This window comes from Streptomyces angustmyceticus (assembly GCF_019933235.1).
In the GTDB taxonomy this organism is placed as follows: Bacteria; Actinomycetota; Actinomycetes; order Streptomycetales; family Streptomycetaceae; genus Streptomyces; species Streptomyces angustmyceticus.
The window spans coordinates 1,141,788-1,168,685 of record NZ_CP082945.1 but is presented as its reverse complement, the minus strand read 5'-3'; the positions used below and the strand labels follow the sequence as shown (position 1 = coordinate 1,168,685).

20 protein-coding genes and 5 pseudogenes are annotated in these 26,898 nt (G+C 71.6%); 15 read left to right on the top strand and 10 right to left on the bottom strand.

What is annotated here, in order from left to right:
• Positions 1-186 precede the first annotated feature (186 nt).
• Positions 187-1,968, bottom strand: coding sequence for an ABC transporter ATP-binding protein (locus K7396_RS05650; protein ID WP_152104363.1), 1,782 nt, complete (start codon positions 1,966-1,968; stop codon positions 187-189).
• Complete coding sequence (locus K7396_RS05645) at positions 1,965-3,770, bottom strand: ABC transporter transmembrane domain-containing protein (protein WP_086719592.1); 1,806 nt, start codon at positions 3,768-3,770, stop codon at positions 1,965-1,967. The genes K7396_RS05650 and K7396_RS05645 overlap by 4 nt, the downstream gene beginning before the upstream one ends.
• A gap of 224 nt (positions 3,771-3,994) precedes the next feature.
• On the opposite strand from K7396_RS05645, the gene K7396_RS05640 reads away from it, so the two are divergent.
• Positions 3,995-4,759: a hypothetical protein gene (locus K7396_RS05640; protein WP_373866879.1), complete on the top strand. Its 765-nt coding sequence runs from the start codon at positions 3,995-3,997 to the stop codon at positions 4,757-4,759.
• 195 nt (positions 4,760-4,954) lie between these two features.
• The gene (locus tag K7396_RS05635) at positions 4,955-6,346 is read left to right on the top strand and encodes a cation:dicarboxylate symporter family transporter (RefSeq protein ID WP_223659671.1); all 1,392 of its coding nucleotides are present in this window, start codon (positions 4,955-4,957) and stop codon (positions 6,344-6,346) included.
• Between the two features lie 203 nt (positions 6,347-6,549).
• Here the strand turns inward: K7396_RS05635 and K7396_RS05630 are convergent, their stop codons facing one another.
• The gene (locus K7396_RS05630; protein WP_086719575.1) at positions 6,550-7,983 is read right to left on the bottom strand and encodes a Gfo/Idh/MocA family protein; all 1,434 of its coding nucleotides are present in this window, start codon (positions 7,981-7,983) and stop codon (positions 6,550-6,552) included.
• A 329-nt stretch (positions 7,984-8,312) separates the two neighbouring features.
• Here K7396_RS05630 and K7396_RS05625 point away from each other — a divergent pair, with 329 nt between their 5' ends.
• Positions 8,313-9,683, top strand: a complete 1,371-nt coding sequence (locus K7396_RS05625; protein WP_086719574.1) for an alpha-amylase — start codon at positions 8,313-8,315, stop codon at positions 9,681-9,683.
• 99 nt (positions 9,684-9,782) lie between these two features.
• Here the strand turns inward: K7396_RS05625 and K7396_RS05620 are convergent, their stop codons facing one another.
• Complete coding sequence (locus tag K7396_RS05620; protein ID WP_086719573.1) at positions 9,783-12,716, bottom strand: FAD-binding and (Fe-S)-binding domain-containing protein; 2,934 nt, start codon at positions 12,714-12,716, stop codon at positions 9,783-9,785.
• A 59-nt stretch (positions 12,717-12,775) separates the two neighbouring features.
• Positions 12,776-13,234: a MarR family winged helix-turn-helix transcriptional regulator gene (locus K7396_RS05615; protein ID WP_086719572.1), complete on the bottom strand. Its 459-nt coding sequence runs from the start codon at positions 13,232-13,234 to the stop codon at positions 12,776-12,778.
• A 137-nt stretch (positions 13,235-13,371) separates the two neighbouring features.
• Here K7396_RS05615 and K7396_RS05610 point away from each other — a divergent pair, with 137 nt between their 5' ends.
• The 4 genes from K7396_RS05610 (at position 13,372) to K7396_RS05595 (ending at position 16,901) form a co-directional block, all read left to right on the top strand.
• On the top strand, positions 13,372-15,189 hold the full coding sequence (locus tag K7396_RS05610; RefSeq protein WP_086719571.1) for an ABC transporter ATP-binding protein: 1,818 nt from the start codon (positions 13,372-13,374) through the stop codon (positions 15,187-15,189).
• A 128-nt stretch (positions 15,190-15,317) separates the two neighbouring features.
• Positions 15,318-15,713: a DoxX family protein gene (locus K7396_RS05605; RefSeq protein WP_174886856.1), complete on the top strand. Its 396-nt coding sequence runs from the start codon at positions 15,318-15,320 to the stop codon at positions 15,711-15,713.
• 17 nt (positions 15,714-15,730) lie between these two features.
• The gene (locus tag K7396_RS05600; protein WP_086719570.1) at positions 15,731-16,192 is read left to right on the top strand and encodes an ASCH domain-containing protein; all 462 of its coding nucleotides are present in this window, start codon (positions 15,731-15,733) and stop codon (positions 16,190-16,192) included.
• A 124-nt stretch (positions 16,193-16,316) separates the two neighbouring features.
• Positions 16,317-16,901, top strand: coding sequence for an NUDIX hydrolase (locus K7396_RS05595; protein ID WP_086719569.1), 585 nt, complete (start codon positions 16,317-16,319; stop codon positions 16,899-16,901).
• Here K7396_RS05595 and K7396_RS05590 read toward each other — a convergent pair.
• The 3 genes and pseudogenes from K7396_RS05590 to K7396_RS05580 form a co-directional block, all read right to left on the bottom strand.
• Positions 16,795-17,760: a hypothetical protein gene (locus K7396_RS05590; protein ID WP_152104364.1), complete on the bottom strand. Its 966-nt coding sequence runs from the start codon at positions 17,758-17,760 to the stop codon at positions 16,795-16,797. The genes K7396_RS05595 and K7396_RS05590 overlap by 107 nt on opposite strands.
• A 101-nt stretch (positions 17,761-17,861) precedes the next feature.
• Positions 17,862-19,283 carry a hypothetical protein gene (locus tag K7396_RS35640; RefSeq protein WP_263295793.1) on the bottom strand — a complete coding sequence of 474 codons (1,422 nt, stop codon included), beginning with the start codon at positions 19,281-19,283 and terminating at the stop codon, positions 17,862-17,864.
• Between the two features lie 195 nt (positions 19,284-19,478).
• A pseudogene (locus tag K7396_RS05580) lies at positions 19,479-19,675 on the bottom strand (heterodisulfide reductase-related iron-sulfur binding cluster); the annotation flags it as partial.
• 121 nt (positions 19,676-19,796) lie between these two features.
• Between K7396_RS05580 and K7396_RS05575 the strand changes: the two are divergent.
• Positions 19,797-21,140: an MFS transporter gene (locus K7396_RS05575; protein WP_086715461.1), complete on the top strand. Its 1,344-nt coding sequence runs from the start codon at positions 19,797-19,799 to the stop codon at positions 21,138-21,140.
• A 104-nt stretch (positions 21,141-21,244) separates the two neighbouring features.
• Positions 21,245-21,509 (top strand): annotated as a pseudogene (locus K7396_RS05570) (glyoxalase superfamily protein); the annotation flags it as partial.
• Between the two features lie 211 nt (positions 21,510-21,720).
• Here the strand turns inward: K7396_RS05570 and K7396_RS05565 are convergent.
• A complete protein-coding gene (locus K7396_RS05565; RefSeq protein WP_167392697.1) occupies positions 21,721-22,470 on the bottom strand; it encodes a maleylpyruvate isomerase family mycothiol-dependent enzyme in 750 nt (249 codons plus the stop codon).
• A gap of 703 nt (positions 22,471-23,173) precedes the next feature.
• Between K7396_RS05565 and K7396_RS05560 the strand changes: the two genes are divergently transcribed.
• From K7396_RS05560 to K7396_RS05550, 3 genes and pseudogenes are all read left to right on the top strand, one after another.
• Positions 23,174-23,344, top strand: coding sequence for a hypothetical protein (locus tag K7396_RS05560; RefSeq protein ID WP_006607051.1), 171 nt, complete (start codon positions 23,174-23,176; stop codon positions 23,342-23,344).
• A gap of 242 nt (positions 23,345-23,586) precedes the next feature.
• Positions 23,587-23,784, top strand: a complete 198-nt coding sequence (locus K7396_RS05555) for a CsbD family protein (protein ID WP_373866885.1) — start codon at positions 23,587-23,589, stop codon at positions 23,782-23,784.
• 60 nt (positions 23,785-23,844) lie between these two features.
• A pseudogene (locus K7396_RS05550) lies at positions 23,845-24,057 on the top strand (ATP-binding protein); the annotation flags it as partial.
• Positions 24,058-24,311: 254 nt separating this feature from the next.
• Here K7396_RS05550 and K7396_RS05545 read toward each other — a convergent pair.
• A pseudogene (locus tag K7396_RS05545) lies at positions 24,312-24,572 on the bottom strand (alpha/beta fold hydrolase); the annotation flags it as partial.
• A 37-nt stretch (positions 24,573-24,609) separates the two neighbouring features.
• On the opposite strand from K7396_RS05545, the pseudogene K7396_RS05540 reads away from it, so the two are divergent.
• The 3 genes and pseudogenes from K7396_RS05540 to K7396_RS05530 form a co-directional block, all read left to right on the top strand.
• Positions 24,610-24,853: pseudogene (locus tag K7396_RS05540) on the top strand (site-specific integrase); the annotation flags it as partial.
• Between the two features lie 413 nt (positions 24,854-25,266).
• On the top strand, positions 25,267-25,485 hold the full coding sequence (locus K7396_RS05535) for a ferredoxin (protein ID WP_086715462.1): 219 nt from the start codon (positions 25,267-25,269) through the stop codon (positions 25,483-25,485).
• Positions 25,482-26,885, top strand: a complete 1,404-nt coding sequence (locus tag K7396_RS05530) for an NAD(P)/FAD-dependent oxidoreductase (RefSeq protein ID WP_086715464.1) — start codon at positions 25,482-25,484, stop codon at positions 26,883-26,885. The genes K7396_RS05535 and K7396_RS05530 overlap by 4 nt, the downstream gene beginning before the upstream one ends.
• Positions 26,886-26,898 lie beyond the last annotated feature (13 nt).

Below are 26,898 nucleotides of genomic sequence, written 5' to 3'. Positions count from 1 at the left end.
CGGGACGTGCCGCGAGGACGTACGAGGACGTACCACGGGAACGTACGAGGACGCGCGACAAGGTGTGAAGTCGCCAGGCAGGCCAGCCCGGCCATCGGGGAGAACCCCGTCCCTGAGCAGGGACGGGGTTCTCGGCGTCCAGGGCCCAACCCAACCCCCGCCCCCGAGCCCCCCACAGCCACCCCCTCACCCGTGCCAAGACCTCCACAGCGCCGCATACGCGCCGTCGGCGGCGACCAGTTGGTCGTGGCTGCCCAGTTCGCTGATGCGGCCCTCCTCGACGACGGCGATCAGGTCGGCGTCGTGGGCGGTGTGGAGGCGGTGGGCGATCGCCACGACCGTGCGGCCGTCCAGGACTCGGCTCAGTGAGCGTTCCAGGTGGCGGGCCGCCCGTGGGTCGAGGAGGGACGTTGCCTCGTCGAGCACCAGGGTGTGCGGGTCGGCCAGTACCAGTCGGGCCAGTGCGATCTGCTGGGCCTGAGCGGGGGTCAGGGTGTGGCCGCCGGAGCCCACCTCGGTGTCCAGTTCCCTGTCCAGGGCCCGCGCCCAGGCGTCGGCGTCCACCGCGGCGAGCGCCGCCCACAGCTCGGTGTCGTCCGCACCGCCGCGGGCCAGCAGGAGGTTGTCGCGGAGCGTGCCGACGAAGACATGGTGTTCCTGGTTGACCAGCGCCACCCGCTCGCGGATCCGCTCGGCCGGCATCGCGGAGAGCTCGGCCCCGCCCAGGGTGACGCTGCCGGCCCGCGGCCCGTAGATGCCCGCCAGGAGCCGGCCCAGCGTCGACTTGCCGGCGCCGGACGGCCCGACCAGCGCCAGCCGGGTTCCCGGACGGACCCGCAGCGAGACGTCCCGGAGCACATCGACGCCGGGCCGGTAGCCGAAGCTCACCCCGTCGGCACGGACGTCCCGGCCGTCCGGGAACCGCCCGGTGTCCACGGTCTCCGGCTCGATCTCCCGGACCCCGACGAGCCGCGCGATGGACACCTGGGCCACCTGCAGTTCGTCGTACCAGCGCAGCACCATGCCGACTGGCTCGATCATCATCTGCGTCAGCAGCGCGCCCGTCGTCAGCTGGCCCGGGGTGATCCAGCCCTGGATGACGAAGGCCCCGCCGAGCAGCAGCACCGAGCCCAGGAGCAGCACATGGGTCATGTCGACGACGGGGAAGAGCACCGTGCGCAGGAAGAGCGTGTAGCGCTCCCACTGGGTCCATTCCCGGATTCGTCGCTCGGACTGGGCGATGCGGCGCGCGCCCAGCCGGTGGGCCTCGATGGTGCGTCCCGCGTCCACGGACTCGGTGAGCACCGCTGACACCGCGGCGTAGCCGGCCGCCTCGGAGCGGTAGGCGCTCGGCGCCCGCCGGAAGTACCAGCGGCAGCCGACGATCAGCAGTGGCAGCGCGATCAGGGCGGACAGCGCGAGCGGCGGCGCGGTCACCGTGAGTCCGCCGAGCAGCAGCGCCACCCACACCACGCCGATGGACAGTTGCGGCACGGCCTCGCGCATCGCGCTGGAGAGCCGGTCGATGTCGGTGGTGATGCGGGACAGCAGGTCGCCGGTGCCGGCCCGCTCCAGGACGCCCGGCGGCAGCGCCACGGACCGTACGAGGAAGTCCTCGCGCAGATCCGCGAGCATCTGCTCACCGAGCATCGCCCCGCGCAGCCGGACCATCCGGACGAACACCGTCTGGAGGGCCAGCGCGACGGCGAACAGCGCGATGGTGTGCTCCAGTCGAAGGTCCCGGGCCCCCGCGGACAGCTTCTCGACGACCCCGCCGAGCAGGTACGGGCCGGCCATGGAGGCGATCACCGCGGCCGCGTTCACGGCGACCAGCAGGGTGAACGCCCCGCGGTGCCGGCGGATCAGCCCGCTGACGTAGCCGCGGACCGTGGCCGGTGAGCCGACGGGAAGGGTGGTGAGGGTCTGCGGGGCATCCGGATCGTGCTCCGGTGGCGCCAGGCCGATCATGCGGTCTCCTCGGTCCGGTGGCCGGCCGACATCGCCGGCTCGGGGTCCGTCGCGCGGGTGACGATCGCGCGGTAGGCGGGGTGGGTGTGCAGCAGTTCGCGGTGGGTGGCCTCGGCGACGGCCTTGCCCTCCTGGAGGAGCACCACCCGTTCCGCCCGGTCCAGCAGCAGCGGGCTGGAGGTGAGGACGACGGTCGTCCGGCCGGTCCGCAGCTCACGCAGGCCGTCGGCGATCCGGGCCTCGGTGTGCGCGTCGACGGCGCTGGTCGGCTCGTCGAGCACCAGCACCTCGGGGTCGGTGACCAGCGACCTGGCCAGCGCGAGCCGTTGGCGCTGCCCGCCGGACAGCGACCGGCCGCGCTCGGTGATGTGGGTCCGCATCGGGTCCCCCGAGTCGTCGGCGGACGCCTGCGCCAGCGCGGTCAGCACGTCGCCGCACTGCGCCGCGGCCAGCGCCGCCGTCGCGTCCACCCGGCCGGACGCCGGGACGTCGAGCAGTTCGCCGAGCGTGCCCGAGAGCAGCATCGGGTCCTTGTCCTGGACGAGTACGGCGGTACGGGCGGTGTCACGGGGCAGGTCGTCCAGCGGGGTGCCGCCGAGCACGACGGACACCGGACCGGGGCCGTCGTCGCCGCCTTCCTCGTGCTGCGGCGGGTGTCCGCCGAGGCGTTCGGCGAGCCGCCCGGCGCTGTCGGGGTCGCCGCAGACCACCGCGGTCAGCCGGCCGGCGGGGGCGGTGAGGCCGCTGGCGGGGTCGTGCAGATCGCCCGTCGGCGTCGGCGCCCGGCCCGGGGCGCGGTCGTCGGCCGGCCGGCTCTGTGCCAGGACACGGGCCGTGCGCTTCGCCGACGGTCTGGCGAAGGAGTAGGCCTGGGCGATCTCTTCGAAGTGCCGGAGCGGGAAGAGCAGGAAGGTGACGGCGCCGTAGACCGTGACGAGATCGCCGACCGCGATGGTGCCGTCGAGGGCGAGCCGGGTGCCGTACCAGACCACCGCGATGAGCAGCAGGCCCGGCAGCAGCACCTGGACGGCCGAGATCAGCGACCACATCCGGGCGCTGCGGACGGCGGCCTCGCGTACTTCCTGGGAGGCGCTGCGGTAGCGGCCGAGGAAGAGTTCCTCGCCGCCGATGCCGCGCAGGACGCGCAGGCCGGCGACGGTGTCGGAGGCCAGCTCGGTGGCCTGGCCGGCCTTCTCGCGCTGCGCGTCGGCCCGTCGGGTGGCGCGCGGCAGCAACGGCAGCACGGCCAGCGCCATCACGGGCACGCCGACGGCGACGAGTACTCCCAGTTCCGGACGGTAGAGGACCAGCGCCACGGAGACGCCGGCCGCGGCGACCGCGGAGGCGGCGAACCGGGAGAGCGCCTCGACGAACCAGCCGATCTTCTCCAGGTCGCCGGTGCTGACCGCGACGATCTCCCCGGCCGCCACCCGCCGGGTCATCGCCGAGCCGAGTTCCGTGGTCTTGCGGGCGAGCAGCTGCTGCATCCGGGCGACCGCCGTGATCCAGTTGGTGACGGCCGCGCGGTGCAGCATCATGCCGCCGAGCGCGATCAGCGCGCCCAGGGCGAGGACCAGGCCGCCGGCCAGGACGAGCCGGCCGGCGTCGCGGTCCACCACGGCCTGCACGGCAAGGCCCACCGGCACTGGGGAGGCGGCGATACCGCCGACGTTCACCAGCCCCCAGGCGAGGGCCTTGAACTGCCCGCCGAGCTGTTGTCCGCAGAGCCATAGGAGGAAGGCGCCGCCCGTACGGACGTCCGGGACGCCCGGATCGGGATGCGGAAGGTCGCGAATGTGCATGATGCCCCAGGCGAAGTCGTGGTGGGTGGGCGGCAACAGGCCGTTGCGGCAGGTGGAATGCCCTCTCGTCCGTCTCGTCTCCGGCGGAGGTTCTGGAAGGTTGGCCCGCGACGTGGGTTGATTTCAAACGGTTTTTCCGCTGTGGCCCCGCGATCCGGACAATCGTGTGGCGGCCCGTGAACGGCTGCCGGGCGCCGAAAGGCCGTCAGGCCGACGGTGCGACCATGGGGGTCATGCGAACAGCGGGCAGTGCGATGCGGATGGCGGCGGCGGTCGCGACGGGACTGGTCCTTCTGGCGGGCTGCGGAGGTGCGGGCGGCGGCAAGGACGGGGACGGCAAGGGAGACGGCGCGGGCAAGGGGGAGCGCCCAGGCGGCCCGGCCCGCGGCGCCTCGGCCACCACCCACCTCAAGAACATCCCCGACGTCGGCACCGCCCTGCGGTCGCGGATCCCGGCCGATTCCGGGCAGGTCGTGGCGGTCTACGGCAAGGGCGTGGACTCCGCCGACGCCACCGTCGTCCTGTACGACAAGGGCGCCAAGGGCTGGGACCGCGACAGCAGTTGGACCGCCCACAACGGCCGGCGCGGCTGGACGGCCGATCACCACGAGGGCGACAAGCGGAGTCCCGTCGGGGTGTTCTCGCTGACCGACGCGGGCGGTGTGCTCCAGGACCCCGGCGCCAAGCTGCCCTATACGCACTCCTCGGCGTTCACTCCGCCGTCGTACTGGGCCAAGAGCACCCGGCACGACTTCGACTACGTCGTCGCGATCAACTACAACCGCGTCAAGGGGACCTCCCCGCTGGACCCGTCACGCCCGCAGGGCCAGTCCAAGGGCGGCGGCGTCTGGCTCCACCTGGACCACGGCAGCGGGACGTCCGCGTGCGTCAGCATCCCGAAGTCCGGGATGCGGGCGCTGCTGCGCGCCCTCGATCCGGCACGGCACCCCGTGGTGGTCATGGGGGACAGGGCGCACCTGGCGGCCTGAGCGCGGGCCGCGTGGTGGTCCACGCGGCCGTCACCCCTGCCCGCATGCGGCGGGCCTGTGCTCCCCCTTGGACCAAGCTCCAAGATTTCCGGGGAAGTTGCACCGACCTCTTTCGTGGTGAACAACAAGCGGCCATAGTGACGGACTGCGGAAGTCCACTTCCGCATCACAGAATCCGTCCATGGAGGAGTGCCCGTGCCGCACGCCACCGGAAGCCTCATCCGCCGCGCAGGCCGGCTCCTGCGCACCAGCCTGTTCGCGCAGGTGCTCATCGGCCTGGTCCTCGGTGTCCTCGTCGGACGCCTGTGGCCGCAGGCGGGATCCTCGCTCCAGCCGCTCGGCGACGGCTTCGTCCGCCTGATCAAGGCGATGATCGCGCCGCTGGTCTTCTGCGTGGTCGTCGCCGGGATCACCAAGGCGGGCGACCTCAGGGCCTTCGGCCGGATCGGGGTCAAGGCGCTGATCTGGTTCGAGGTGGCGACCAGCGTCGCGCTCGTCGTCGGCCTGCTGGCCGGCAATGTCTTCGCGCCCGGAGCCGGGATGCACATCGACCCGGCATCCCTGGACAAGGGCGCGGTGGATGCCCGGACGGGCGGCGGGCACCTGCCCTCCGCCGCCCAGTTCGTCCTGGAGTCGCTGCCGGACAGCGCGGTCGGCGCGTTCGCCGAGAACTCGCTGCTGCAAGTCCTGGTGCTGGCCTGCCTGGTGGGCGCCGCGCTGCTGCACCTCGGGCAGACGAAGGTGCCGCAGATCCTGCCGCTGATCGAGCAGGCACAGGATGTCGTGTTCGCCGTCGTCGGCTTCCTGATGCGGCTGGCCCCGCTCGCGGTCCTCGGCGCCACCGCCCACCTGGTGGGGGAGTACGGCCTGGGCGCGATGTCGACGTACGGGAAGCTGATCGCGGCCTGTTACGGGGTCGCGCTGGCCTTCCTCGTGCTGCTCGGCTGCGCGCTGAGGATCGTCACCGGGCTGAGCCTGTGGAAGTTCGTCCGCTACACCCGTGAGGAACTGCTGCTGGCGCTCGGCACCGGCTCCAGCGAGACCGTGATGCCGCGGATGATGCAGAAGCTGCGCGCGGCGGGCTGCCGGGACGACGCGGTGGGTCTGGTGCTGCCGACCGGCTACTCCTTCAACCTCGACGGCGCCTCGATCTACCTCTCCCTCGGCACGCTCTTCATCGCCCAGGCCATCGGCGTCGACCTGTCGCTCGGCCAGCAGATCACCGTGGTCCTGGTACTGATGCTGACCAGCAAGGGCATGGCGGGCGTGCCGGGTTCGGCGTTCCTCGCGCTGTCCGCGACGGCCTCGGCGCTGGGCGTCATCCCGGCCGGCGCGGTCGCCCTGCTGCTCGGCGTCGACCGGATCATGGACTCCATGCGGGTGGCGACCAATCTGCTCGGCAACTGTGTCGCGGTCTTCGCGGTCTCCCGCTGGGAGGGCGCACTGGACCGGGTGACCGCGAAGAAGGTCCTGAACGGCGAGCTGCCGGGGACCGCGTCAGCCGACCGGGCGGGTGACCGGCAGGAGCCGCGGGAGGCAACGGCCGAGCCGGGCGGCGCCGCCTCCGTCACCACCCGCGACACCTGAGCGACGGGCGACGAGCGACGGGCCCGGCCGGCGCACCGCCGCCCGCCGGGCCCGGACCGTCTCCGGGCCCCGCCCCGTCTCCGTGCCCCGCCCCGTCTCCGGGCCCCGCCCCGTCTCCGGGCCCCGCCCCGTCTCCGGGCCCCGCCCCGTCTCCGGGCCCCGCCCCGTCTCCGGGCCCCGGGCCGGAAGCCGGCCCCCGCCGCTCACTCCTCCGGCTTGGCCGAATCCATCCCCGGCCGCGCCTTCTTCCACAGTCCGCGGGTGAAGTCGGGGATCTCCTGCGGGGCGCCGTTCGCCTTGAGGGAGAGGTCGCTCAGCGGCACCGGCGCGGTCCAGGTCGCCGCGTCGTAGACGTCGAAGTCCGGTACGAGGCCGAGCCGCATGCACTGCGTCAGCCGGAAGACCAGCATGTAGTCCATGCCGCCGTGCCCGCCGGGCGGATTGGCGTGCTCCTTCCAGAGCCAGTGGTCCCACTCCGCGTACTTGGTGAAGTCGCCCCACTCGTCGTTGTTCTGGTCCGGCTCCAGATAGATCCGCTCGGGGTAGTCCTCGAAGAGGCCCTTGGTGCCGCCGAGGCTGTTGATCCGGCTGTAGGGGTGCGGGGTGGAGACATCGTGCTCCAGCCGGATCACCCGCCCCTTGGCGGTTTGCACGAGGCTGATCGTCCGGTCGCTCCCGATGTACGACTCCTTCCAGCTGGGGTCGCCGGCCGGCATGTGGTCCTTGCGGTACGCGGCCAGCCCCAGGGCCGGGGTGCCGACGCTGGAGATGCGTACGGCGCGGTCCCCGCGATTGAGGTCCATGTAGTTGGCGACCGGGCCGAAACCGTGGTTGGGGTAGAGGTCGCCGCGCAGCCGGGTGTGCCACAGCCGCCGCCACGGCCCCTCGTAGTACTTGGGGTCGAACATCAGGCCGCGCAGGTCGTGGATGTACGCGCCGGCGCCGTGCAACAGCTCGCCGAACAGGCCCGCATGGGCCATCCGCAGCACCCGCATCTCGTTCCTGCCGTAGCAGCAGTTCTCCAGCTGCATACAGTGTCTGCGGGTGCGCTCGGAGAGGTGGACCAGCTCCCACAGCTGGTCCAGACGCAGTGCGAGGGGGCACTCCACGCCCACGTGCTTGCCGTTGAGCATCGCCGTCTTCGCCATCTCGAAGTGCCAGTCCCACGGCGTGGCCGCGTAGACGAAGTCGATGTCGCCGCGCTTGCAGAGGTTTTCGAAGTCGTGGTCGCCGTTGGTGTAGACGGCGGGCGCGGGCTGCCCCGCGGCGGTGACCTTCTTGGCGGCCTTGGCGGTCTTGTCCTTCACCGGATCGCACAGGGCGACGACGCGGACGCCCGGCATCGCGAGAAAGAGGTCGATCATGCTGCCGCCGCGGTTGCCCAGCCCGATGATGCCGACGCGTACGGTGCCGCGCCGCTCGAACGGCACCCCGATCATGGTGGTGGCGCGGGTGCCCGGGGCGGCGCCGGCGGCCGCCGCGGAGTCCGCCGACGCGGGTGCGGCGGCCGCGGCCTGCCCGGTGGCCAGGCCGCCGAGCCCCAGCCCGGCGCCCGCCGCTCCGGCGGTCCACAGGACCGAACGGCGGCTCGGGCCCGCCTCGTCGGGGTCGTGGTTCTGCGAAGGTGCCTCGTTCATCGGTCCTCCAGGGAGCGGTGGTGTGCCGGGGCATACGTGAACCTCGGTCAGGACCCTGTCGGCCGACGGCCTGGGGCACAAGAGGGCCGATTGGACTCTTGATGCGGCATTCTTGGACTCTTCGCCGCACTCACGGACGGCCCGGGGCAACGCCGGAGCTGCCGCCGCCGATGTCTTTCGCAAGTCGCTGAAAAGCCTTGCGGAAAGCCTTGACGTGTCCGCGCGGTAAACGGCAGGCTCCGAGGCGAAATCCCCCCATGGCAGCCTGGCGCGTGGCTGCACTCGTGGGCGCGGTGCGTTCTGCCGTGCCCCATGAAAAGGAGCGCACAATGCAGCAACGTTCCCGTGTGCTGGGCGGCGCGCTGGCCGGCGTACTGGCAGCGGCCGGCCTCGCCGCCTACGCGCCGTGGTCCTCGCAGGCCGCCCCGCCCGGCGAAAAGACCGTCACCGCCACGCTGTTCGAGTGGAAGTACGCGGACGTCGCCAGGGCCTGCAGCAAGCAGCTGGGCCCGGCCGGCTACGGCTATGTCGAGGTCTCGCCCGCCTCCGAGCACATCGAGGGCGGCCAGTGGTGGACCTCGTACCAGCCCGTCAGCTACAAGATCGCCGGGCGGCTGGGCGACCGGAACGCGTTCTCCTCCATGGTCAGCGCCTGCCACGGCGCGGGCGTCAAGGTCATCGCCGACGCCGTCATCAACCACATGGCGGCCGGATCCGGTACGGGCACCGGAGGCACCCGGTACAGCAAGTACCGCTACCCCGGCTCCTACGAGGACAAGGACTTCCACGGCTGCCGGAAGAGCATCTCCGACTACACCAACCGCGACGACGTCCAGAACTGCGAACTCGTCGGGCTCGCCGACCTCGACACCGGCAGCGACCACGTCCGCACCACGATCGCCCGCTACCTCGACGACCTGCGGTCGCTGGGCGTGGACGGCTTGCGGGTGGACGCCGCCAAGCACATCTCCGCCACCGACCTCGCCGCCATCAAGGGCAAGATGCGCGACCCCGGCTACTGGGTGCAGGAGGTCATCCACGGCGAGGGCGAGGCGGTGCGGCCCGAGGAGTACACCGGCATCGGCGATGTCGACGAGTTCCGCTACGGCACCCACCTCAAGAGCGCCTTCCAGAGCGGCAACCTCGCCCAGTTGAAGTCCGTCGCCGACGGCAAGCTCGGCAGTGACAAGGCCCGCACCTTCGTCGACAACTGGGACACCGAGCGCAACGGCTCCACGCTGACCTACAAGGACGGCGCCGCCTACACCCTCGCCAACGTCTTCATGCTGGCCTCGCCCTACGGCTCGCCGAACGTCTACTCCGGCTACGAGTGGTCCGACAAGGACGCCGGACCGCCCGCCGGCAGCGGCGGCTGGACCAACGAGCACGCCAAGCAGGCGATCACCGGGATGGTCGGGTTCCGCAACGCGGTGGGCTCGGCCGAGCTGACGGACTGGTGGGACGACGGGGGCAACGCCCTCGCCTTCGGCCGGGGCGGCAAGGGGTTCGTGGCCCTCAACAACGGCGACGCCGCACTGCACCGCACCTTCGCCACCTCGCTGCCCGCCGGCACGTACTGCGATGTCGTCGCGGCCGCGCCGTCCTCCTGCGACGGCCACACCGTCACCGTCGGGAACGACGGGAAGGCGCAGCTCTCGGTCCCGGCCAAGGGCGCGGTGGCGCTGCACGTCACACGCTGACGGCCGGTGTCCGCACCCGCCGGCCGGGGTCTTCCCGGCCGGCGGGTGCGGCCCGGGGCGCGTAAGGGCGACGGCGAAGGGACGGTTGCGAAAAGGCCGCTAGGGAGCCGGGCGGGTGGCCCGCTCCAACGCCAGGAGGACCGAGGCGTAGCCCCGGCCCCCCGTCGCGTGGTCCATGCCGATCTCGCACATCCGGTTCGACGACAGATGCGCGTCGAAGTGCCGCGCGGTCACCTCGGCCGCCTCCTTCGCGGTGGCCGACTCCGTCAGCTCCCTGTGCAGCATCCCCCGGTCACCGGCGAAGGCGCAGCAGCCCGCGTCGTCCGGCACCACCACCTCCCGCGCACACGCCTCGGCGACCCGGCGCAACTGGGCCTCCGCCCCCAAGTGCTGCAGGGAACAGGTGGGATGGAGCACCGCCGAGCCGACCGGGCGGACCGTCTCCAGGCGCGGCAGCAGCTCCTCGGCGGCCCAGACGACCGAGTCGACGACGGTGAGTTCGGCGTGCAGCGCGGCATTGCGGGGCGTCAGATACGGAACGACCTCCCGGGCGAGTCCCAGGGCGCAGGAGGACGCGTCCACCACCAGCGGCAGACTGCCGCCGGCCGTCCACCCCCAGGCCGCCTCGACGATGCGGTTGGCCATCACGGTGCTGCCGCGCTCGTAGCCCTTGGAGTGCCAGATGGTGGCGCAGCAGGTCCCGGTCACGTCCGGCGGGATCCACACCGGCCGGCCCGCCCGCCGCGACACCGCCACCACCGCCTCCGGCAGCGACGGCCCCCGGTGCCCCGCGGGTCCGCCGAAGATCCGGTTCACACACGCCGGGTAGTAGACCGCGGCCGCCCCCGCCCGCCGGGTCGCGGGCAGGGTGCGTGCCGCCGGGCCGGGGACCTGCGGGAGCCACTCGGGCACCAGGTCGGGGCGCACCGCCTTGCGGGCGGCCCTGGTCAGTGCCCCCGTCACCCGGTCGCCGACCCGGTCGGCGGCGGCCACCGCCAGCCGGGCCGCCTTCTCGACGGCCCCGAACCGTTGGGCGCACTGAGCGGCCGCCCACTCCTCGCGCGGCGAGTGGCGCCGGTGCCGGAGGTCCTTCATCAGCGCGCCGGTGTCGATCCCCACCGGGCAGGCCAGTTGGCACACGGAGTCGCCGGCGCAGGTGTCCACCGCGTCATGGCCGTACGCGTCCACCAGCGCGGCGGTGACGGGGGAGCCGGCCGGCTGGCGCTGCATCTCGCGGCGCAGCACGATCCGCTGGCGGGGCGTGGTGGTCAGGTCCCCGCTGGGGCAGGCCGGTTCGCAGAAGCCGCACTCGATGCACGGGTCGGCCGGGTCCTCGGTCGGCGGGATGGTCTTCAGCCCGCGCAGATGCGCCCGCGGATCGCGGTCGAGCAGGACGCGCGGAGCGAGGATGCCGTGCGGGTCCACGGTCTCCTTGATCCGCCACATCAACTCCGTGGCCCGCGGGCCCCATTCGAGCTCCAGGAACGGGGCGATGTTGCGGCCGGTGGCGTGTTCCGCCTTCAGCGAGCCGTCGAAGCGCCGGACGGCCAGCCGGCAGAACGCGTCCATGAAGGCGGCGTAGCGCGCCACGTCCGCCGGGTCCGCCGCGTCGAAGGCGAGCAGGAAGTGCAGGTTGCCGTGGGCGGCGTGGCCCGCGACGGCCGCGTCGAAGCCGTGCCGGCGCTGCAGCTCCAGCAGGGCCGTACAGGCCTCGGCGAGCCGCTCCGGCGGTACCGCGAAGTCCTCGGTGATCAGGGTCGTACCGGCCGGCCGGCTGCCGCCCACCGCGGTCACGAACGCCTTGCGGGCCTTCCAGTAGCCGCCGATGACCGCCGGGTCCCGGGTGAAGGCGTTGCTGACGGACGCGACCGGGGCGACCAGCTCCAGTTCCGTCAGCACCTGGGCCGCGGCCCGCTCGTACGCCTCCTGCGCGGCCTCGTCGGGCGCCCGGAACTCCACCAGCAGCGCGGCCGTCTCCCCGGGCAGCGCCGCCCAGTCGGCCGGGACCCCCGCCACGCTCACCGAGGCGCGCAGCGTATTGCCGTCCATCAGCTCCACGGCCCGCGCGCCGGCCGCGTTGAACCGCGGGACGGCCGCGGCGGCGGCGCTCAGCGTCGGGAAGAACAGCAGGGCGCTGGAGGTGTGGCGGTCCAGCGGCAGGGTGTCGAAGACCGTCTCGGCGATGAAGCCGAGGGTGCCCTCGGAGCCGACCGCCAGGCCGCGCAGGATCTCCACCGGTGTCGCGCCGTCCAGGAAGGCGTCCAGGCGGTAGCCGTTGGTGTTCTTGATCCGGTACTTGGCGCGGATGCGGGCCACCAGCTCCGCGTCCGCCTCGATCTCCGCCTTGAGCGCCAGCAGGCCCGCGCACAGCGCCGGCTCGGCCCGCGCCAGTTCCGCGTCGGCGTCCGGCTGAGCGGTGTCCACGACCGTGCCCGACGGCAGGACGAGGGTGACCGAGGCCAGCGTCCGGTAGGAGTTGCGGGTGGTGCCGGCCGTCATCCCGGAGGCGTTGTTGGCGACCACCCCGCCCAGGGTGCAGGCGACGGCGCTGGCCGGGTCGGGCCCGAGCAGCCGGCCGTACCGGGCCAGGGTGGTGTTGGCGCGCAGCACGGTGGTGCCGGGCCGGATCCGGGCGCGGGCGCCATTGTCGAGCACCTGGATCCCGCTCCAGTGCCGGCGGACGTCGACGAGGATGTCCTCGCCCTGTGCCTGGCCGTTGAGGGAGGTCCCGGCGGCCCGGAAGACGACCTTGCGGCCCTTGCCGTGCGCGTAGGAGAAGACCGCGGAGATGTCGTCGAGGTCCTCGGCGATCACCACGACCTGCGGGACGAAGCGGTACGGGCTGGCGTCGGAGGCGTAGCGGACCAGGTCGGAGACCTTGTGGAGCACCTTGTCCGGGCCGAGCAGCGCGATCAGGTCGCCGCGCAGCGGCCCGGGGGTGCCGGTGGCCCGGTGGCCGGCCACCCGGTCGTGGGCGGGGCGCGCGGCGGTGGTGGGGCGCAGGGCCCGCGGATCCGGCTCCAGCAGGGGCATGGCGGCTCTCCTCCGGTTGACTCCGCGTCAGCTCGGTGCGGTCGGTCCGGCCCGACGGCTCAGTGCGGTCGGTCCGGCCCGTCCACCAGGGTGGTCAGCAGGTCGCCGAGCACCTCGCGCTGATCGGCGGTCAGGGGGGCCAGGATCTCCTCCGCCGCGGCCCGGCGCGCGCTGCGCAACGCGCGCAGGGTGGAACGGCCGGTGTCGGTCAGCTCGATGCGGACCACCCGGCGGTTGGCCGGATCGGGCACCCGCCGCACCGCGCCGTGCGCCTCCAGGGCGTCCACCAGGGTGGTCACCGCCCGGGGGACGACCTCCAGCCGCTCGGCGAGGTCGGCCATTCGCGGCGGGGTGTCGCGGCAGTGGTCGACGATCCGCAGCAGCCGGGACTGCGCGGGGGTGAAGGCGATGTCCAGGTGCTCCAGGTGGTGTTTCTGGGCGCGGTGCACCCGGCGGGTCAGCCGTACCAGCTGCTCGGCGAGGTGGGTGGTGCTGACCGTCGGCTCGGGGGAGGGCATGGCGCGAGGATAGCGGATGACAGGACTCCGTTCATTGTGAGTATAGGTAACAATGAGCTAAGCTCTGCGATGCTCGTCCCCCATCCGCCCGCCGGCAGTTTCCGGCCCGGGAATCCGTACGTCCTTCGAAGGAGCCCATGCGCAGCGACGAACCCCAGTGGACCCCGCCGCCCAAGGACCCGGCCAAGCCGGTCCAACTGCGGCGGATACTCGCCCTCTTCCGCCCCTACCGTGCCCGGCTGGCCCTCGTCGGCCTGCTCGTCGGCGCCTCCTCGCTGGTCTCGGTCGCCTCCCCGTTTCTCCTCCGCGAGATCCTGGACGTGGCGATACCCGGCCGGCGCACCGGCCTGCTGACCCTGCTCGCCCTCGGCATGATCGTCACCGCGGTCACCACCAGCGTCTTCGGTGTCCTGCAGACCCTGGTGTCCACCACCGTCGGCCAGCGCGTCATGCACGACCTGCGCACCGCCGTCTACGCCAAACTCCAGCGGATGCCACTGGCGTTCTTCACCCGCACCCGCACGGGCGAGGTCCAGTCCCGGATCGCCAACGACATCGGGGGGATGCAGGCGACGGTCACCTCCACCGCCACCTCCCTGGTCTCCAACCTGACCTCCGTGATCGCCACCGTCTGCGCCATGCTCGCCCTCGACTGGCGGCTGACCGCCGTCTCGCTGCTGCTGCTTCCGCTCTTCGTCTGGATCAGCCGCCGGGTCGGCAACGAACGCAAGAAGATCACCACCCAGCGGCAGAAGCAGATGGCCGCGATGTCCGCGATGGTCACCGAATCCCTCTCGGTCAGCGGCATCCTGCTCGGCCGCACCATGGGCCGCGCCGACTCCCTCACCGAGAACTTCGCCGGCGAGTCCGAGCGCCTGGTCGACCTGGAGGTCCGCGCCAACATGGCCGGCCGCTGGCGGATGGCCACCATCGGGATCGTGATGGCCGCCATGCCCGCGCTGATCTACTGGGCGGCGGGCATGGTCCTCCAGCTCGGCGGCCCGGTCTTCTCCCTCGGCACCCTGGTCGCCTTCGTCTCCCTCCAGCAGGGCCTGCTGCGGCCGACCGTCTCGCTGCTGTCCACCGGCGTGCAGATGCAGACCTCGCTCGCGCTCTTCCAGCGCATCTTCGAGTACCTCGACCTGCCGGTCGCCATCACCGAACCCGCCGAGCCGGTCCGCATCCCGGCGCCGCGTGGCGAGATCCGCTTCGAGAACGTCCGGTTCTGCTACGACCCCGAGGCCGCCCCCACCCTCGACGGCATCGACCTGACCGTCCCGGCCGGCGGCAGCCTCGCCGTCGTCGGGCCGACCGGCAGCGGCAAGAGCACCCTGAGCTACCTCGTGCCGCGGCTCTACGACGTGACCGGCGGCCGGGTCACCCTCGACGGTACCGACGTCCGCGACCTCGACTTCGACACCCTCGCCCGCTCGGTCGGCGTGGTCTCCCAGGAGACCTACCTCTTCCACGCCTCGGTCGCCGACAACCTGCGCTTCGCCAAACCCGACGCCACCGACGAGGAGATCGCCCGCGCCGCCAGGGCCGCCCAGATCCACGACCACATCGCCGCCCTGCCCGACGGCTACGACACCCTCGTCGGCGAGCGCGGCTACCGCTTCTCCGGCGGCGAGAAACAGCGCCTCGCCATCGCCCGCACCATCCTGCGCGACCCGCCCGTCCTCGTCCTGGACGAAGCGACCAGCGCCCTGGACACCCGCACCGAACACGCCGTCCAGCAGGCCATCGACGAGCTGTCCGCGGGCCGCACCACCCTCACCATCGCGCACCGCCTCTCCACGGTCCGCGACGCCGACCAGATCGTGGTGCTGGACGCCGGCCGGATCACCGAACGCGGCACCCACGACGAGCTGCTCGCCGCCGACGGGCGCTACGCGGCGCTGGTACGGCGTGACGCACACCTCACCCCGGCGGACGATCAAGCCATGGCCCCGTAAGTGACCCGCGGGTAAGGTCGGAGTCGCGGCGGCCAGTTCATTGGTCGGGGTGGCCGCCGCACCTCCTTCCCGGCCGCCCGGTACCGTCCTTCCGTCCCGCTCCGTCCGTCCGACCCGTGGAGCCCTTCGTGACAGCCGACGACCGTTCCGCCCGCGCCCTGGCCCGTCTGCTGGCGGGGGTGGGGACCCTCCACTTCCTCGCCCCGAAGCCGTTCGACGCGATCGTCCCCCGGCACCTGCCCGGCAGCGCCCGCACCTGGACCTACGCCAGCGGCGCCGCCGAACTCGCCGTCGCCGCCGCCGTCGCCCTGCCGCGCACCCGCCGGGCCGGTGCGCTGGCCGCGGCCGGCCTGTTCGCCGCGGTCTTCCCGGCCAACCTCAAGATGGCCCACGACTGGCGGCACCGCCCGGCCCCGCTCAAGGCCCTGGCCTACGCGCGGCTGCCCGGCCAGCTCCCGCTGATCGGCTGGGCCCTGCACACCGCCCGCACGGCCCGCGGGACCACCCCCGCCCCGCGCCCGTAGCCCCCACGCTGCACGGCATGACTCAGCCTCAGGAGCACCCGGAACTCCCGGAGTTCACCCTCGCCTTCCCCGGTCCGCTGCGGGACCGGCTGGTCGCCGCGGTGCTCTCCGGCGCCAAGACCACCACGACGAGCCTGCTGACCGAGTACGAGCGCGGCGGCGAACCGCTGCCGAGGGCCGGCCGGCGCGCGGTCCTGCCCGACTCCGCCGGCCGTCCGGTGGCCGTGATCGAGGTGACCGGGGTGCGGGTGGTGCGCCTGGCGGAGGTCGACCCGGCACACGCGCGGGCCGAGGGCGAGGGCCACACCACGGTGGCCGCCTGGCGGGCCGACCACGAGACCTTCTGGCACGGCCCGGACCTGCGCGAGGAACTCGGCGACCCGGACTTCACCGTCGACGACGACACCCTGGTCGTGCTCGAACGCTTCCGGGTCGCCGAGCGGCTGCCGGAGGGGGGCGGTGCAGTGCTCGGCGGCTGAGGTGGAGGGCGCCGTACGGTGCTCCGGCGCGCTCCCACGGAACCGGTCCTTCGCCGGGACTCCGCCGGTACGGTGGACCTCCGCCACGGGCCTGTGCCCGTCTCTTCGGATTGCGAGATGTCCGATGAACCAGATTGCAGCCGACACCTATCTGGCCGCGGCGGTGGTGGTGCACGACGGCCGTGTGCTGATCGTGCGCCGCAGCTACCGTGAGCGCTTTCTGCCCGGCGCGTGGGGTGTGCCGTGCGGGAAGCTCGATCGCGGGGAGTCCGCCGCGAGCGGCGCCCTGCGGGAGCTGAAGGAGGAGACCGGCATCCTCGGCACCATCGTCGCGCACACCGGATCCTCCAGCTTCCTGAGCGATTACCGGGGCCGCCGCGTCCACAACCATCAGGACAACTTCCTCGTCCGCCCGCTGACGCTGGACGTCGTACTGCCCAGCGCCGACCAGGCCCATCGCTGGGCGCGGCCCGCCGAGTTGGCCGGGGCCGGGGTGGACGCCTACAACCTGGAGGTGATCCGCCAGGCGCTCGGCGGGCGGCTGGACGCTGCCGGGCTCCGTGCCATGACGGCCCGCTACGGGCGCCTGGCGCCACCTCCGTTCAGTAGCCCAAGGAGCCTGCCAGAGAGTCGAGTTCGGCGAGGTAGACGGCCGGTGGCAGCGGAGTCTTGGGCGGCGGATCCGCCCGCTCGGCACCGCCGGCCCTGAGCGCGGCACCGGTACGGTCGCGGGCGCCGGTCCGGCCCTCGTGGTCGGTCCGGCCCGCGGTGCTGGCCCGGTCGTCGCCGCCCCCGCCTCCGTCGCCTCTCCGGTCCCCGTCGTCGTGCGTGACGGAGCCGCCGTCCGTGGTGGTGCCGCCGCGCCCGGCGACGGGGCCGCTGACGCTACCGGCGCTACCGGCGCCACCGGCACCACCGACTCCACCGCTGCCCCCGAGTCCGCCGCGGTCTGCGGCACCACCGCGGTGCCTGACGTAGACATCGGTCACCGACCGCTGAGGGACGGTCTCCAGGAACAGCGTCACCGTCGGCTCCTCGCTCACCACGCGGTGCAGGGTGCGGGCGGCCAGGCCGTAGCTCCGCCCTGCGCCGTACCGCTGCGTGCACACCAGCCGGAGCCGGGCGTCCCCGACGCGGCGCAGCCGCCAGGCACCGCCGGGGCCGTCGATGGTCTCCCGGTAGGCGGTCGCGGGCACGCCGTTCGCGGCCGGTTCGTAGCACTCCATCCGGACGTGGCCGCGCACCACCGCCGAGGCGATCGCGCACCGGTGGTTGTGGATGTCCTCGGGCGCCGCGCCGGTCCCGCCGTGCCAGAAGTGGATCCGCAGCATGAACCGTGGCGCACCGGCCAGCAGCACCAGCTTGTCGAAGCCCAGCACATGGCGGTACGAGAGCCGGGTGCACTCCGCCAGGTCCAGGTCGCCGGCGGATAATCGCCGGACCAGGGGGCCGAGCGTGTCCGGGTGGGCCAGTTGGGCGGTCACCGCGCGCGCCGACTCGGGCGACGGCGGCCCCGGCCCGCCGCCCAGCCGTTCCGCCAGCAGCCGCCGGGCTTCCTCGACCTGCATGAGCCTGACTCCCCTCTGCCGCCCCCGACTCTCCGCCCCCGGATCACCCCGTTCCCCTGCTCACCCGAGCCTCGTCCCACCGAGTCTCGCCCCACCCCGTCTCAGGGCCGGTACACCATCAACGCATGCCGCCGCAGCACCGAAAGACCCTGATAGGCCATCCACACCGGGTGACCCATGGGCCCGTCGTCCCAGCGCCACACCCCGCCCCGCTGCATGCCGCGCACCCGCGTCACGGCAGTGGTCAGCTGTGCCTCCCACGCCGCCAGCCCCTCGTCCTCGGCCGCGACCTTGCGGGCGCCGTCCGTCATCAGCGCACGGGCCACCCATGCGGCCGCGAAGTGCCGTACCGACAGCAGCTCTTGATGCAGCGGGTCCTCCTGGTCCGGCCGTCGCACCTCCTCCTGGCAGTTCTGCAGGTCGCTCACGCCACCCGTCGGCGTCGCCGGGCCGGCCAGCAGCCAGCGCAGCCCCTCCTCGCGCACCGTGCGCTGCCGCGCGTCCTCGCCCAGCACCCGGGCGGCCCGGTCCAGCGCCACCACCGCCCGCGCGGTGTGCGCCGCGGACGGGGCGGAGTTGCCGCGGCCGGTGGCCAGCGCCGCACCCCAGCAGCGGTGGTTGCCGCGCGCCGGGTCGGCCGTGGCGCCGTTGACCAGCACCTCGCGCAGTCCTTCCAGCGAGGTGGAGCCGGGCGCCGCCCGCAGCAGGCCGCGCAGCACATTCGTCACGACGTAGGTGTTCGCCAGGCCCGATGCGTCATGGTCGGGATTCCACAGCACCTCGCAGGACCGTATCTCGGCCTCCAGCAGCCGCGGATCGGCGCCGGCCCGTGCCAGCGCGCCCAGCACGGTCGCGGACACCTCGGGCCGTGCCCCGCTGCCCTGGGAGCGGGCGGCCCAGCCGCCGCCGGGAAGCCGCAGCCGCCACAGCGTCTCGGCCACCTGTCCCGCCCGTATTCGGCCGTCGTACGGCGCGATGTCGAGCAGCAGATGCAGCCCGTACGCCGTACCGAACGCCGTCGGGTGCACCGGTGGGTCGCTCTCGGCGAGGGAGTGCGGCCAGCCGATGAGCGGGCCGCGCCCGGACACCTCGATCACCGAGAGGCCGCGCCGCAGCGCCTGGTAGGTGCCGTCCATCAGATCGGGAAGCGATCCGGCGGGCGGGGGCGCGTGAGCGGACGCCGGTGCGGCGACGGCCGCAGCGGCCGCGGCCCGCGTCCGCACCAGGACCGTCGCCAGCCACACCACCGCGCCCACGCCGATCCCGGCCGTGGCCGCCACGCAGTAACGCGCCGCCTCGCCCGCGAGGTTCTGCGGCAGGATGCCCAACAGCGCCTGGAACACGGCGAACGCGGCGGCCGGGACGCCGAGCCGCCCCAGCCAGGTCAGCAGCCGCGCGGGGGCGGAGTCCGGGGGCGCGGCACCGGAGCGGGGCGTGGCAGTGGACGGGGGAGCGGGCTCCGGTGCGGGTGAGCGACCCGCCGCGCCGGAACGCCGTGGTGGTAAGCCCTGCCGCAGCACCATCTGCTCCCTCCCCCCCGGGCGCGCACCCTCGCACCGCGTGTGCGAAAGGCATCCCGATCAGTGTAGGAATCCCCACTGACAACGGGGTCGCACACCTGTCGCAGCCCTCCGCGGCCCCGGCCGCCCCCGGCTCACCCCGCTTCCTGCGCCGCCGCCGGCGGAATCACCTCCGGCGTCCGTGGCCCGTGCGCCCCCGAACGCCCGGTCGAAGCGGCGCACCAGCGGCTCGGCCGTATGCCGGTAGCCGGTGTTGAACTGCGGCCGGCCGCAGCAGCTCTGCCCGGCCGGGAAGCCGACCTCCACCCCAGCCGCTCCGGCAGCGTCACCACCGCCCGGCCGGTCCGTGGGTGGAGCACATCGTTGATGCAGGTGACGAACAGTGCTACACGCACATTGCCATCTCCTTTCGGCAGCCACGGACCCTGGCGGCCATCCGCTTCCGCGGTACATGATCACCTGTCGGCTCATCCTGCCCAGCAGCAGGCCGAGGAGAAGAACCACGAGCGGAGGACCATGTCGAGCGCCGAACACATAACAGAGGACCGGGCGCCGAACGGTGTCCGCCCGCCGTCACGCCTGCGGCAACTGGCCGCCGCCTCCATCGGCAACGCCGTCGAGTGGTACGACTGGTACACCTATACCTTCCTTGCCACGTATATCGCCGCACAGATCTTCCCCATGGGCGCGGCGAATTCGCTGGTGCCGCTGCTCTCGACGTTCGCGGTCTTCGCGGTGGGATTCTTCATGCGGCCCATCGGCGGGCTGTTGATGGGCGCGGTCGCCGACCGGCGCGGGCGACGTGCGGCGCTGACGGTGACCATCTTGCTGATGGGCGGCAGCAGCCTGCTGGTGGGCCTGACGCCGACGTACGCTGCCGCCGGGATCCTCGCACCGTTCGTCCTCGTCCTGGCCAGGCTGCTGCAAGGGTTGTCGGTGGGCGGGGAGTTCGCCGCCTCGACCACGTTCCTTGTGGAGTCGGCCGGGCCCGGGCGCCGGGGGCTCTTCTCCAGCTTCCAGTATGTGTCGACGACCATCGGCCAGCTCGTCGCTTCCGGCGTCGCGGCGATGCTCGTCGCGAATCTCGCGCCCGCCACCATGGGCAGCTGGGGCTGGCGGGTCCCGTTCGTGCTGGGCGCGCTCCTGAGCCTCGTGGGCTTCTGGGTCCGGCGCGGCGCGCGCGAGACGCTTCCCCAAGCTCTCAACTCCGTTCAAGCAGGGAAGACCCCGATCGAGGAGCAGGCGAAGGCGTCCCGGCCAAGCCTCTTCGAGGCGTTGCGCCGCCATCCGCGCGAATCGCTGCTGATCGGCGGAATCACGGCCGGCGGCACACTCGCGTACTACACGTGGACGTCGTACCTGCCGACGTACGCCGAACTCAACGCCGGGGTGGAGAAAGCAGACGCGCTACTGGCGGGCACCCTCTCGCTGACGTTCTTCGCCGTGCTCCAGCCCCTCGCGGGCATCCTGTCCGACCGGATCGGACGCAAGCCGCTGCTGCTGATGTTCGGGCTCGGCTTCGCCGTGCTGATCGTGCCGCTGCTGCGCATGCTCGACGATTCGTTCGTCACGCTGCTGCTCGTGCAGTGCGCGGGCATGATCCTGCTGAGCGGTTTCACGGCCGTCTCGGCGGCTGTGAACGCGGAGATGTTCCCGGCACGGGTGCGTGCCGCGGGAATCGGTTTCCCCTACTCGCTCACCGTTGCCCTCTTCGGCGGCACGGCGCCCTATGTCGGCACGCTGTTCAAGGACATGGGGCACGCCGGTCTCTTCCCCGTGTACGTGGCCGTGCTGTGCCTGGTCTCCTCCGCCGTCTACCTTCGACTGCCCGAGACCGCTCGCAGCCCGCTGGAGCGGTGAGGGCGCGGGGTATCTGCTACCGGGGGGCGGCCTCTTGCGACCCCATCCGTCCTGGACTGGAGAAGCAAGGAGTCAGCGCCGAGGCCGTCATCGCTGCCCTCGGCGTGCAGCCCCTCCTCGCGACTGACCAACCGCATCGGCTTGCTGAATCCCGCGCGTTCGTCGAGGTGGGTCGGGGCGGGGTGCGCTTGTTCTTGTCGGAGCACAAGGCGATGCTCCTCCCGGCACGTCGGTCTACCTCCGCGTTTGTGATGTCGAGGTTCCTTCGCCTCCGAGTTGGGTGTGCAGGCGAAGGACGCTCCGTGGGCGCGTGAGATTGAGCTGCGCGACCTTGACGGCAACCGGCTGCGGAGCGGCACGCCGACGGAATGGCCATCGCCGGCAGCGCGCGGCAGGGAAGCTGTGTTGGTGGCTGAGAGCCTGTCGGGTGGTCGGCTGATGACGCCGGGCATGGGCCGCTGACGGGCTCGGAGTTGTCGCGCTGGCACACACCACGCGATCGTTCCGGGGCCGTCGTCGTTCCTGGAGGACAGATCGCAACCGTTACGCATCGCGCATGACCAGCCACCCCGACAAGCCTTCAGAGGAAGACGCGCGCCACCTCCAGCCACTTCTGTGCGTCCTCGCCGGATGCCGTCAGGCCGGTCTCAGGCCAGGGGCGACGCCGGGTGACACACAGGCAGAAGTCCATGGCGCTGCCCTGTACCCGTTGCGCGGCAGCCTCGGGCCCCCACACCCAGGTCTGTCCGTCAGATGCTGTCAGCTCGACGCGGAAGGGGGCCGCCGGCTCAGGCAGTCCGACGGCGGCGAAGGACAGCGCCCGTCCCAACACCCCCAGCGAAGCCACGTGCTGCAGCCGATCCGTCGGGCCGTGCGCCACGCCCACAGCGTCGAAGACATCCTGCCCGTGCGCCCAGGTTTCCATCAGACGAAGGGGCGCCATCAGGGCCGGGGTCACCTTCGACATATACCAGGGGAATGCGTGGTCCCATGGTGCGTCGAGCAGCGTCGCCGCCAATTCCGCTCGACCGGCCCGCCACTCGTCCAGGAGTACCGACCGCGGTTTGGCCGCTCCCGCGGCGGCGGCCTTGTCGGCATACCCGCTGCCTTCGGTCTCCGCCCGCCCAAGCTCGGCGCGGAACGCGTTCGGAGTGCGTAAGGCGCTGAGTGCGTTTGCGTCCGACCACGCGAGATGGGCTATCTGGTGGGCGACCGTCCGGCCCGGTGCCGGTGCCGGTGTCGGTATGGACCAGTCGTGCACTGCCGTGACCAGGACGTCGAGATCATCGCCCTCAGCCACCAGCGCGGCCAGGACACTGGGGTCATCCACATCGGGGAGGGCAAGGTTGTAGTTCCATTGGCACCAGGTTGGCGGCGGTGTTGTGGGTGTAGCGGGTTGGCCAGCATCTTTGCAGCTCAGAGGTGGTGTAGGTCGGATTGGCGCATGTGCATGTGTCGCCACCTGTCACCACCTCCGGCAGGACGCATGCTGACTCAATGCTGACTTAGCTGACGTACCGTCAGGGAGCGTCGCATGGGTCGCGTCGCGTGCATCGAGTCGGGCGGTGAACGGCCTCGGGTGCCTAGCGCATCCTCGGCCAGCCCCGACGGAACTCGCAGGGGTAGGCGGTTAACGGCATGCGCATAGGGCCGCGAGGCGGGCGGGGCGATCGTCGTAGTATCGGCACCAATAGCAGTTGCGGTCATGGATTCGCATGAACTGCCCATGGGGACATTCCCGCGCCAAATGGGGGCGGTCGAAGACAATGGCGGGGATTGGTCAACTAGCCTTCCTCGCCCCGACGAAGTCGCTCGCAACGGCAGCGGGGTCGGCAGTATGTGCCAGGAGGGGCGTCGCCGCGCCTCAGCATTCATTCTCAGACGTCGGGTCCTCTGTCGAGTCAATTGATCATCGGGCCCCTCAGCCCTACTGTCACGCTGTGGAACTTCCCTGTATTTGGACCGAGAAACATTGTCGTCCGCCGTGTGGGAGGCGAAGGCCGGGGCACATGGTAGCTCGGAGGTTGATAGATATGGTTCCCCTGCTACTCGTTCTTCTTCTCGCACTGCTTCTTTTTGGTGCTGGGTTCGCTCTTAAGGCCCTTTGGGTCGTCGCGGTCATCGTTCTCGCGGTGTGGCTGCTCGGATTCGTGTTGCGTTCTGCCGGAGCCGGTGGAAAGCGTGGACGGTGGTACCGCTGGTAGTCGCCCTGCCAGCAAAGATGCTTCGGGGGCGGGACAGACAACACTGCGTTGTCTGTCCCGCCCCCGAAGCATCTTTGCCGTTGGTGAGGCGTCATCCGGCTCATTGCGGACACAAGATGACTGTGCCCGGAGCGGCGCTGTTCCCGCAGGGAAGTCACCTCCACCGCAGCGCGCTCCGGGCCGCTTCCGTATCGTTTCGGATGGGCGTTGGTTTTGCGGAGGAATTACGGGGCATTGGAATGATGCACCTACGAAAGGGCCGCGTCATAAGCGCTAGCGAAAAGGCCAAGGCCAAGGCTGAGCAGGCCGCCGGCAAGGCCAAGAAGGAAGCAGGGCGCGCGGTCGGAAATGAAAGCGCCGCCGCTGAAGGGTCGGCGAAGGAATCCAAGGGAGATCTCCGCGGCGCCAGGGAAAAGGCCAAGGATGCCTTCAAGGACTGACTTCGCACAACTATCTCGTGGGTGGGTCCCAGCAGAACGCTGGGACCCACCCGTGCGTGATCCGGCCGGGACGCCGTGATCCTCCGCACCCGCCGCAAGCGGCCCGGGTTCCCGGCGGGCAAGACGTTCGGCAACTGGGACGAGACCGCCTCCTCGATCCCACGGCCGCCCCAGGACTCGCTGAAGATGATCGAGTGGGTGACTCGCAAGGAGAATCTCTGCATCTGCGGGCCCTCGAGCACGGGCAAGAGCCACTTCACCGAGGCCCTCGGTTAGCCTCGCCGTTTCAGTTGACGTGAGGACGGTTGGTGGCCGGGAGCGCGAAAGTGCCTTCTGATCTGGGACGATGAACCTTGTCGAGGGGTTCTGTCGGTCCAGATGGAAGGCACTTTCTACGTGCAGGGAGGGAAACGGTTCGCGTCCCTGGCTTTGTGTCTCCGTCGACGGTGCAGGGGTGGTGGGTCATGCCGGGGCACGGCTGCTGGCTGATCTTGCCTACGTCACCGGACTGACCAGCGCGTCGCGAACTACCCGACACGCTCGTGATCGATGAACGCGGTCAACACGTCCACAGTTGCGTCGGGCTGCTCGTCGGGAATGAAGTGTCCGGCCTGTGGGATGAAGACGCCGGTCGCGTTCTCTGCCCACGGGCTGATGGAGGCGGCCATGTCGGGGATCGAGCCATGGGAGCTGGAGATTCCCAGGACCGGGACGGTCAAGTGCCCTCGTTCGAGAGCGTCATGATTTTTACGCGCTGATTCCGCGGCGTCGCGGTAGTAGGCGAGAGACGTCAACCGCGCCCTGGGGTGACCTGCCACGCTCCGCATCCTTTCCATTACGTTCAGCCCAACGAGCCCCGCCTTCCTCGGCTCGCTCGGCAACCGAACACGGGCCGCAGCTGCGGGATCGGGGTCGGCAAGACCGCGGAGCGGATCGGCTGAGGCCGCCCGCTGGCGTCGGTCGCGGACGACGAGGTCGGCGAGGCTCTGGAACTGCTCTGGGGCACCGCGGCGGTCAACACCTGGACCGCCGGGCGGCGGTGCTGTCCTGGCTCGGCTGGTGCGCCGAGATCAGCGGCTTCAGCCGGCTCGGTCTGCCGGGGCCGTATTGCCTCCACAAACGCTCATGATCCCGGTGGCCGCTCCCCTGCGGGCAGGCACTCCGGAAGCCCCCGAACCTGCGCGAACCGGTCAGTGATCAAGAACTACAGCTGCCATGAGATGTCTTCCGTAACAGCGCATTTGCGGGCGTCGGAAGACAGGGGGACCATTTTTTTAGGGGGCAACGGCCGGGCAAAGCTTGATGCCGACACCATCGGACGTGTACCGCGACCTGCAAACCGTGACGCTCCCCAGCAGTAAGCGTCACCGCGAAGCTACCGCCGTGGCGAAGAGGATCGAACATGCGGGTGCTCAGCCGGTGTCGTCGGCGGGGGCGCCGGGTGGGCAGTCCGGCTGGGCGGCGATCGGAAGGAGTCTGCCCATGCGAATCGCCGTGGACCTGAATCGGTGCCAGGGATACGCACAATGCGTGTATTTGGCGCACAAGGACTTCAGATTGACCGGCCAGGAGGCGCTCACCTACGAGCCGAATCCCGATGACGAGCGGCGCCTGCAGGTTGAGCGAGCCGCTGCGGCGTGTCCGGTGCAGGCGATCTTGATCGACCGCTTGGACGGCGCGAAGGGGAGCGCGACGTCATGACCGTGCCGGCAACGGTCGCAGAGCTGGTGCGCCAGTTCAGAGCCAACGGCCGGATCGTCATCGTCGGTGCGTCCCTGGCCGGGCTGCGGGCCGCCGAAGCCCTGCGTGCGGAGGGCTTCACCGGGTCTGTGACCATCATCGGGGACGAGCCGTACGAGCCCTACGACCGTCCCCCGCTGTCCAAACAGGTGCTCAAAGGCTGGGTACCTGCCGACCACACCAAGCTGCCCCGCCTGCGAGAAGTGAATGCGCAGTGGCGGCTCGGGGTGACCGCCACCGGGTTGGACCGGGCCGCCAAGCAGGTGCGCCTGGCCGACGGCGAGCAGATCCCGTACGACCGGTTGCTGATCGCCACGGGCACCCGGGCGCGACAGTGGCCGAACCCGGACGAGGCCGCCCTGGAGGGGGTTTACTCGCTGCGCTCGCGTGATGATGCCGCACAGCTGCAAAAAGCGCTGGCCGCGCCGCCGTCGCGGGTCGTGGTCATCGGCGCCGGATTCATCGGCTCGGAAGTCGCCTCCGTCTGCCGGGAACTCGATCTCCCCGTGACCGTCGTCGAGCGGGGCTCGGCGCCACTGGTCGGCGCGCTCGGCGGGGTGATCGGTGAGATCGCCGCGGAGATGCACCGCGACCACGGCGTAGACCTGCGCTGCGGGCTGGGCGTGTCGTCACTGGAGGGCGACTCCGGCGGCCACGTGCGGCGTGCTCATCTCTCGGATGGAACCACCGTCGACGCTGACGTGGTGGTGGCCTCGCTGGGGTCGATCCGCAACGTGGAATGGCTGGAGGGCGCCGGGCTGGCATCCGGTTTCTGGGGCGTGGGTTGCGATGCCGGCGGTCGCGCCTTCGACATCAACGGCGTGGTCACCGACAGCATTTACGTGGCAGGGGACGTGGCGCGCTCGCCCCACGTGCTGTACGAGTACCAGTTCCTCGCGATGGAGCACTGGGACAATGCCGTTCTCGGCGCCGAGGCCGCGGCGCACAACATGGTGAACCTCGAGCCCCACTATCGCCCGCATCTGTTGCTGCCCGGTTTCTGGTCCGGTCAGTTCGGCCTCAACATCAAGTCCGTCGGTGTGCCGCCGTTCGGCGACGAGATCGTCTTCACGCAGGGTTCCGTCAAGGAGCGCCGCTTCGCCGCCGCGTACGGTCGTCGGGGCCGCATTGTCGCCGCCGTCGCGTTCGATCACGGCAAGTGGCTGGAGTACTACGGGAAGCTGATCGAGCAATCGGGTCCGTTCCCGCCTCCGCCGCCGGGCTGGGACCACCCCCCCGATATGAAGCCGATTCCGGCCGAGTTTCCGCAACCCGGCGTTCCGACGGCGATCCCCGACGTCGTCCTGACCGGCCACGACCCGAGCGAGCGGGGGGCCGAGTTCCGGCCTCGGCCTCGTTGACGCGCCCGCCGGG

What these genes read in the sequence shown, in the direction of transcription:
- K7396_RS05620 (WP_086719573.1), bottom strand. Translation starts at nt 12,716, where the DNA reads ATGCCCCTGCTGGAGCCGGATCCGCGGGCCCTGCGCCCCACCACCGCC.
- K7396_RS05555 (WP_373866885.1), top strand. Translation starts at nt 23,587, where the DNA reads ATGCACCTACGAAAGGGCCGCGTCATAAGCGCTAGCGAAAAGGCCAAG.
- K7396_RS05640 (WP_373866879.1), top strand. Translation starts at nt 3,995, where the DNA reads ATGGGGGTCATGCGAACAGCGGGCAGTGCGATGCGGATGGCGGCGGCG.
- K7396_RS05535 (WP_086715462.1), top strand. Translation starts at nt 25,267, where the DNA reads ATGCGAATCGCCGTGGACCTGAATCGGTGCCAGGGATACGCACAATGC.
- K7396_RS05615 (WP_086719572.1), bottom strand. Translation starts at nt 13,234, where the DNA reads ATGCCCTCCCCCGAGCCGACGGTCAGCACCACCCACCTCGCCGAGCAG.
- K7396_RS05650 (WP_152104363.1), bottom strand. Translation starts at nt 1,968, where the DNA reads ATGATCGGCCTGGCGCCACCGGAGCACGATCCGGATGCCCCGCAGACC.
- K7396_RS05560 (WP_006607051.1), top strand. Translation starts at nt 23,174, where the DNA reads ATGGTTCCCCTGCTACTCGTTCTTCTTCTCGCACTGCTTCTTTTTGGT.
- K7396_RS05595 (WP_086719569.1), top strand. Translation starts at nt 16,317, where the DNA reads ATGAACCAGATTGCAGCCGACACCTATCTGGCCGCGGCGGTGGTGGTG.
- K7396_RS05625 (WP_086719574.1), top strand. Translation starts at nt 8,313, where the DNA reads ATGCAGCAACGTTCCCGTGTGCTGGGCGGCGCGCTGGCCGGCGTACTG.
- K7396_RS35640 (WP_263295793.1), bottom strand. Translation starts at nt 19,283, where the DNA reads ATGGTGCTGCGGCAGGGCTTACCACCACGGCGTTCCGGCGCGGCGGGT.
- K7396_RS05575 (WP_086715461.1), top strand. Translation starts at nt 19,797, where the DNA reads ATGTCGAGCGCCGAACACATAACAGAGGACCGGGCGCCGAACGGTGTC.
- K7396_RS05645 (WP_086719592.1), bottom strand. Translation starts at nt 3,770, where the DNA reads ATGCACATTCGCGACCTTCCGCATCCCGATCCGGGCGTCCCGGACGTC.
- K7396_RS05630 (WP_086719575.1), bottom strand. Translation starts at nt 7,983, where the DNA reads ATGAACGAGGCACCTTCGCAGAACCACGACCCCGACGAGGCGGGCCCG.
- K7396_RS05590 (WP_152104364.1), bottom strand. Translation starts at nt 17,760, where the DNA reads ATGCAGGTCGAGGAAGCCCGGCGGCTGCTGGCGGAACGGCTGGGCGGC.
- K7396_RS05610 (WP_086719571.1), top strand. Translation starts at nt 13,372, where the DNA reads ATGCGCAGCGACGAACCCCAGTGGACCCCGCCGCCCAAGGACCCGGCC.
- K7396_RS05530 (WP_086715464.1), top strand. Translation starts at nt 25,482, where the DNA reads ATGACCGTGCCGGCAACGGTCGCAGAGCTGGTGCGCCAGTTCAGAGCC.
- K7396_RS05600 (WP_086719570.1), top strand. Translation starts at nt 15,731, where the DNA reads ATGACTCAGCCTCAGGAGCACCCGGAACTCCCGGAGTTCACCCTCGCC.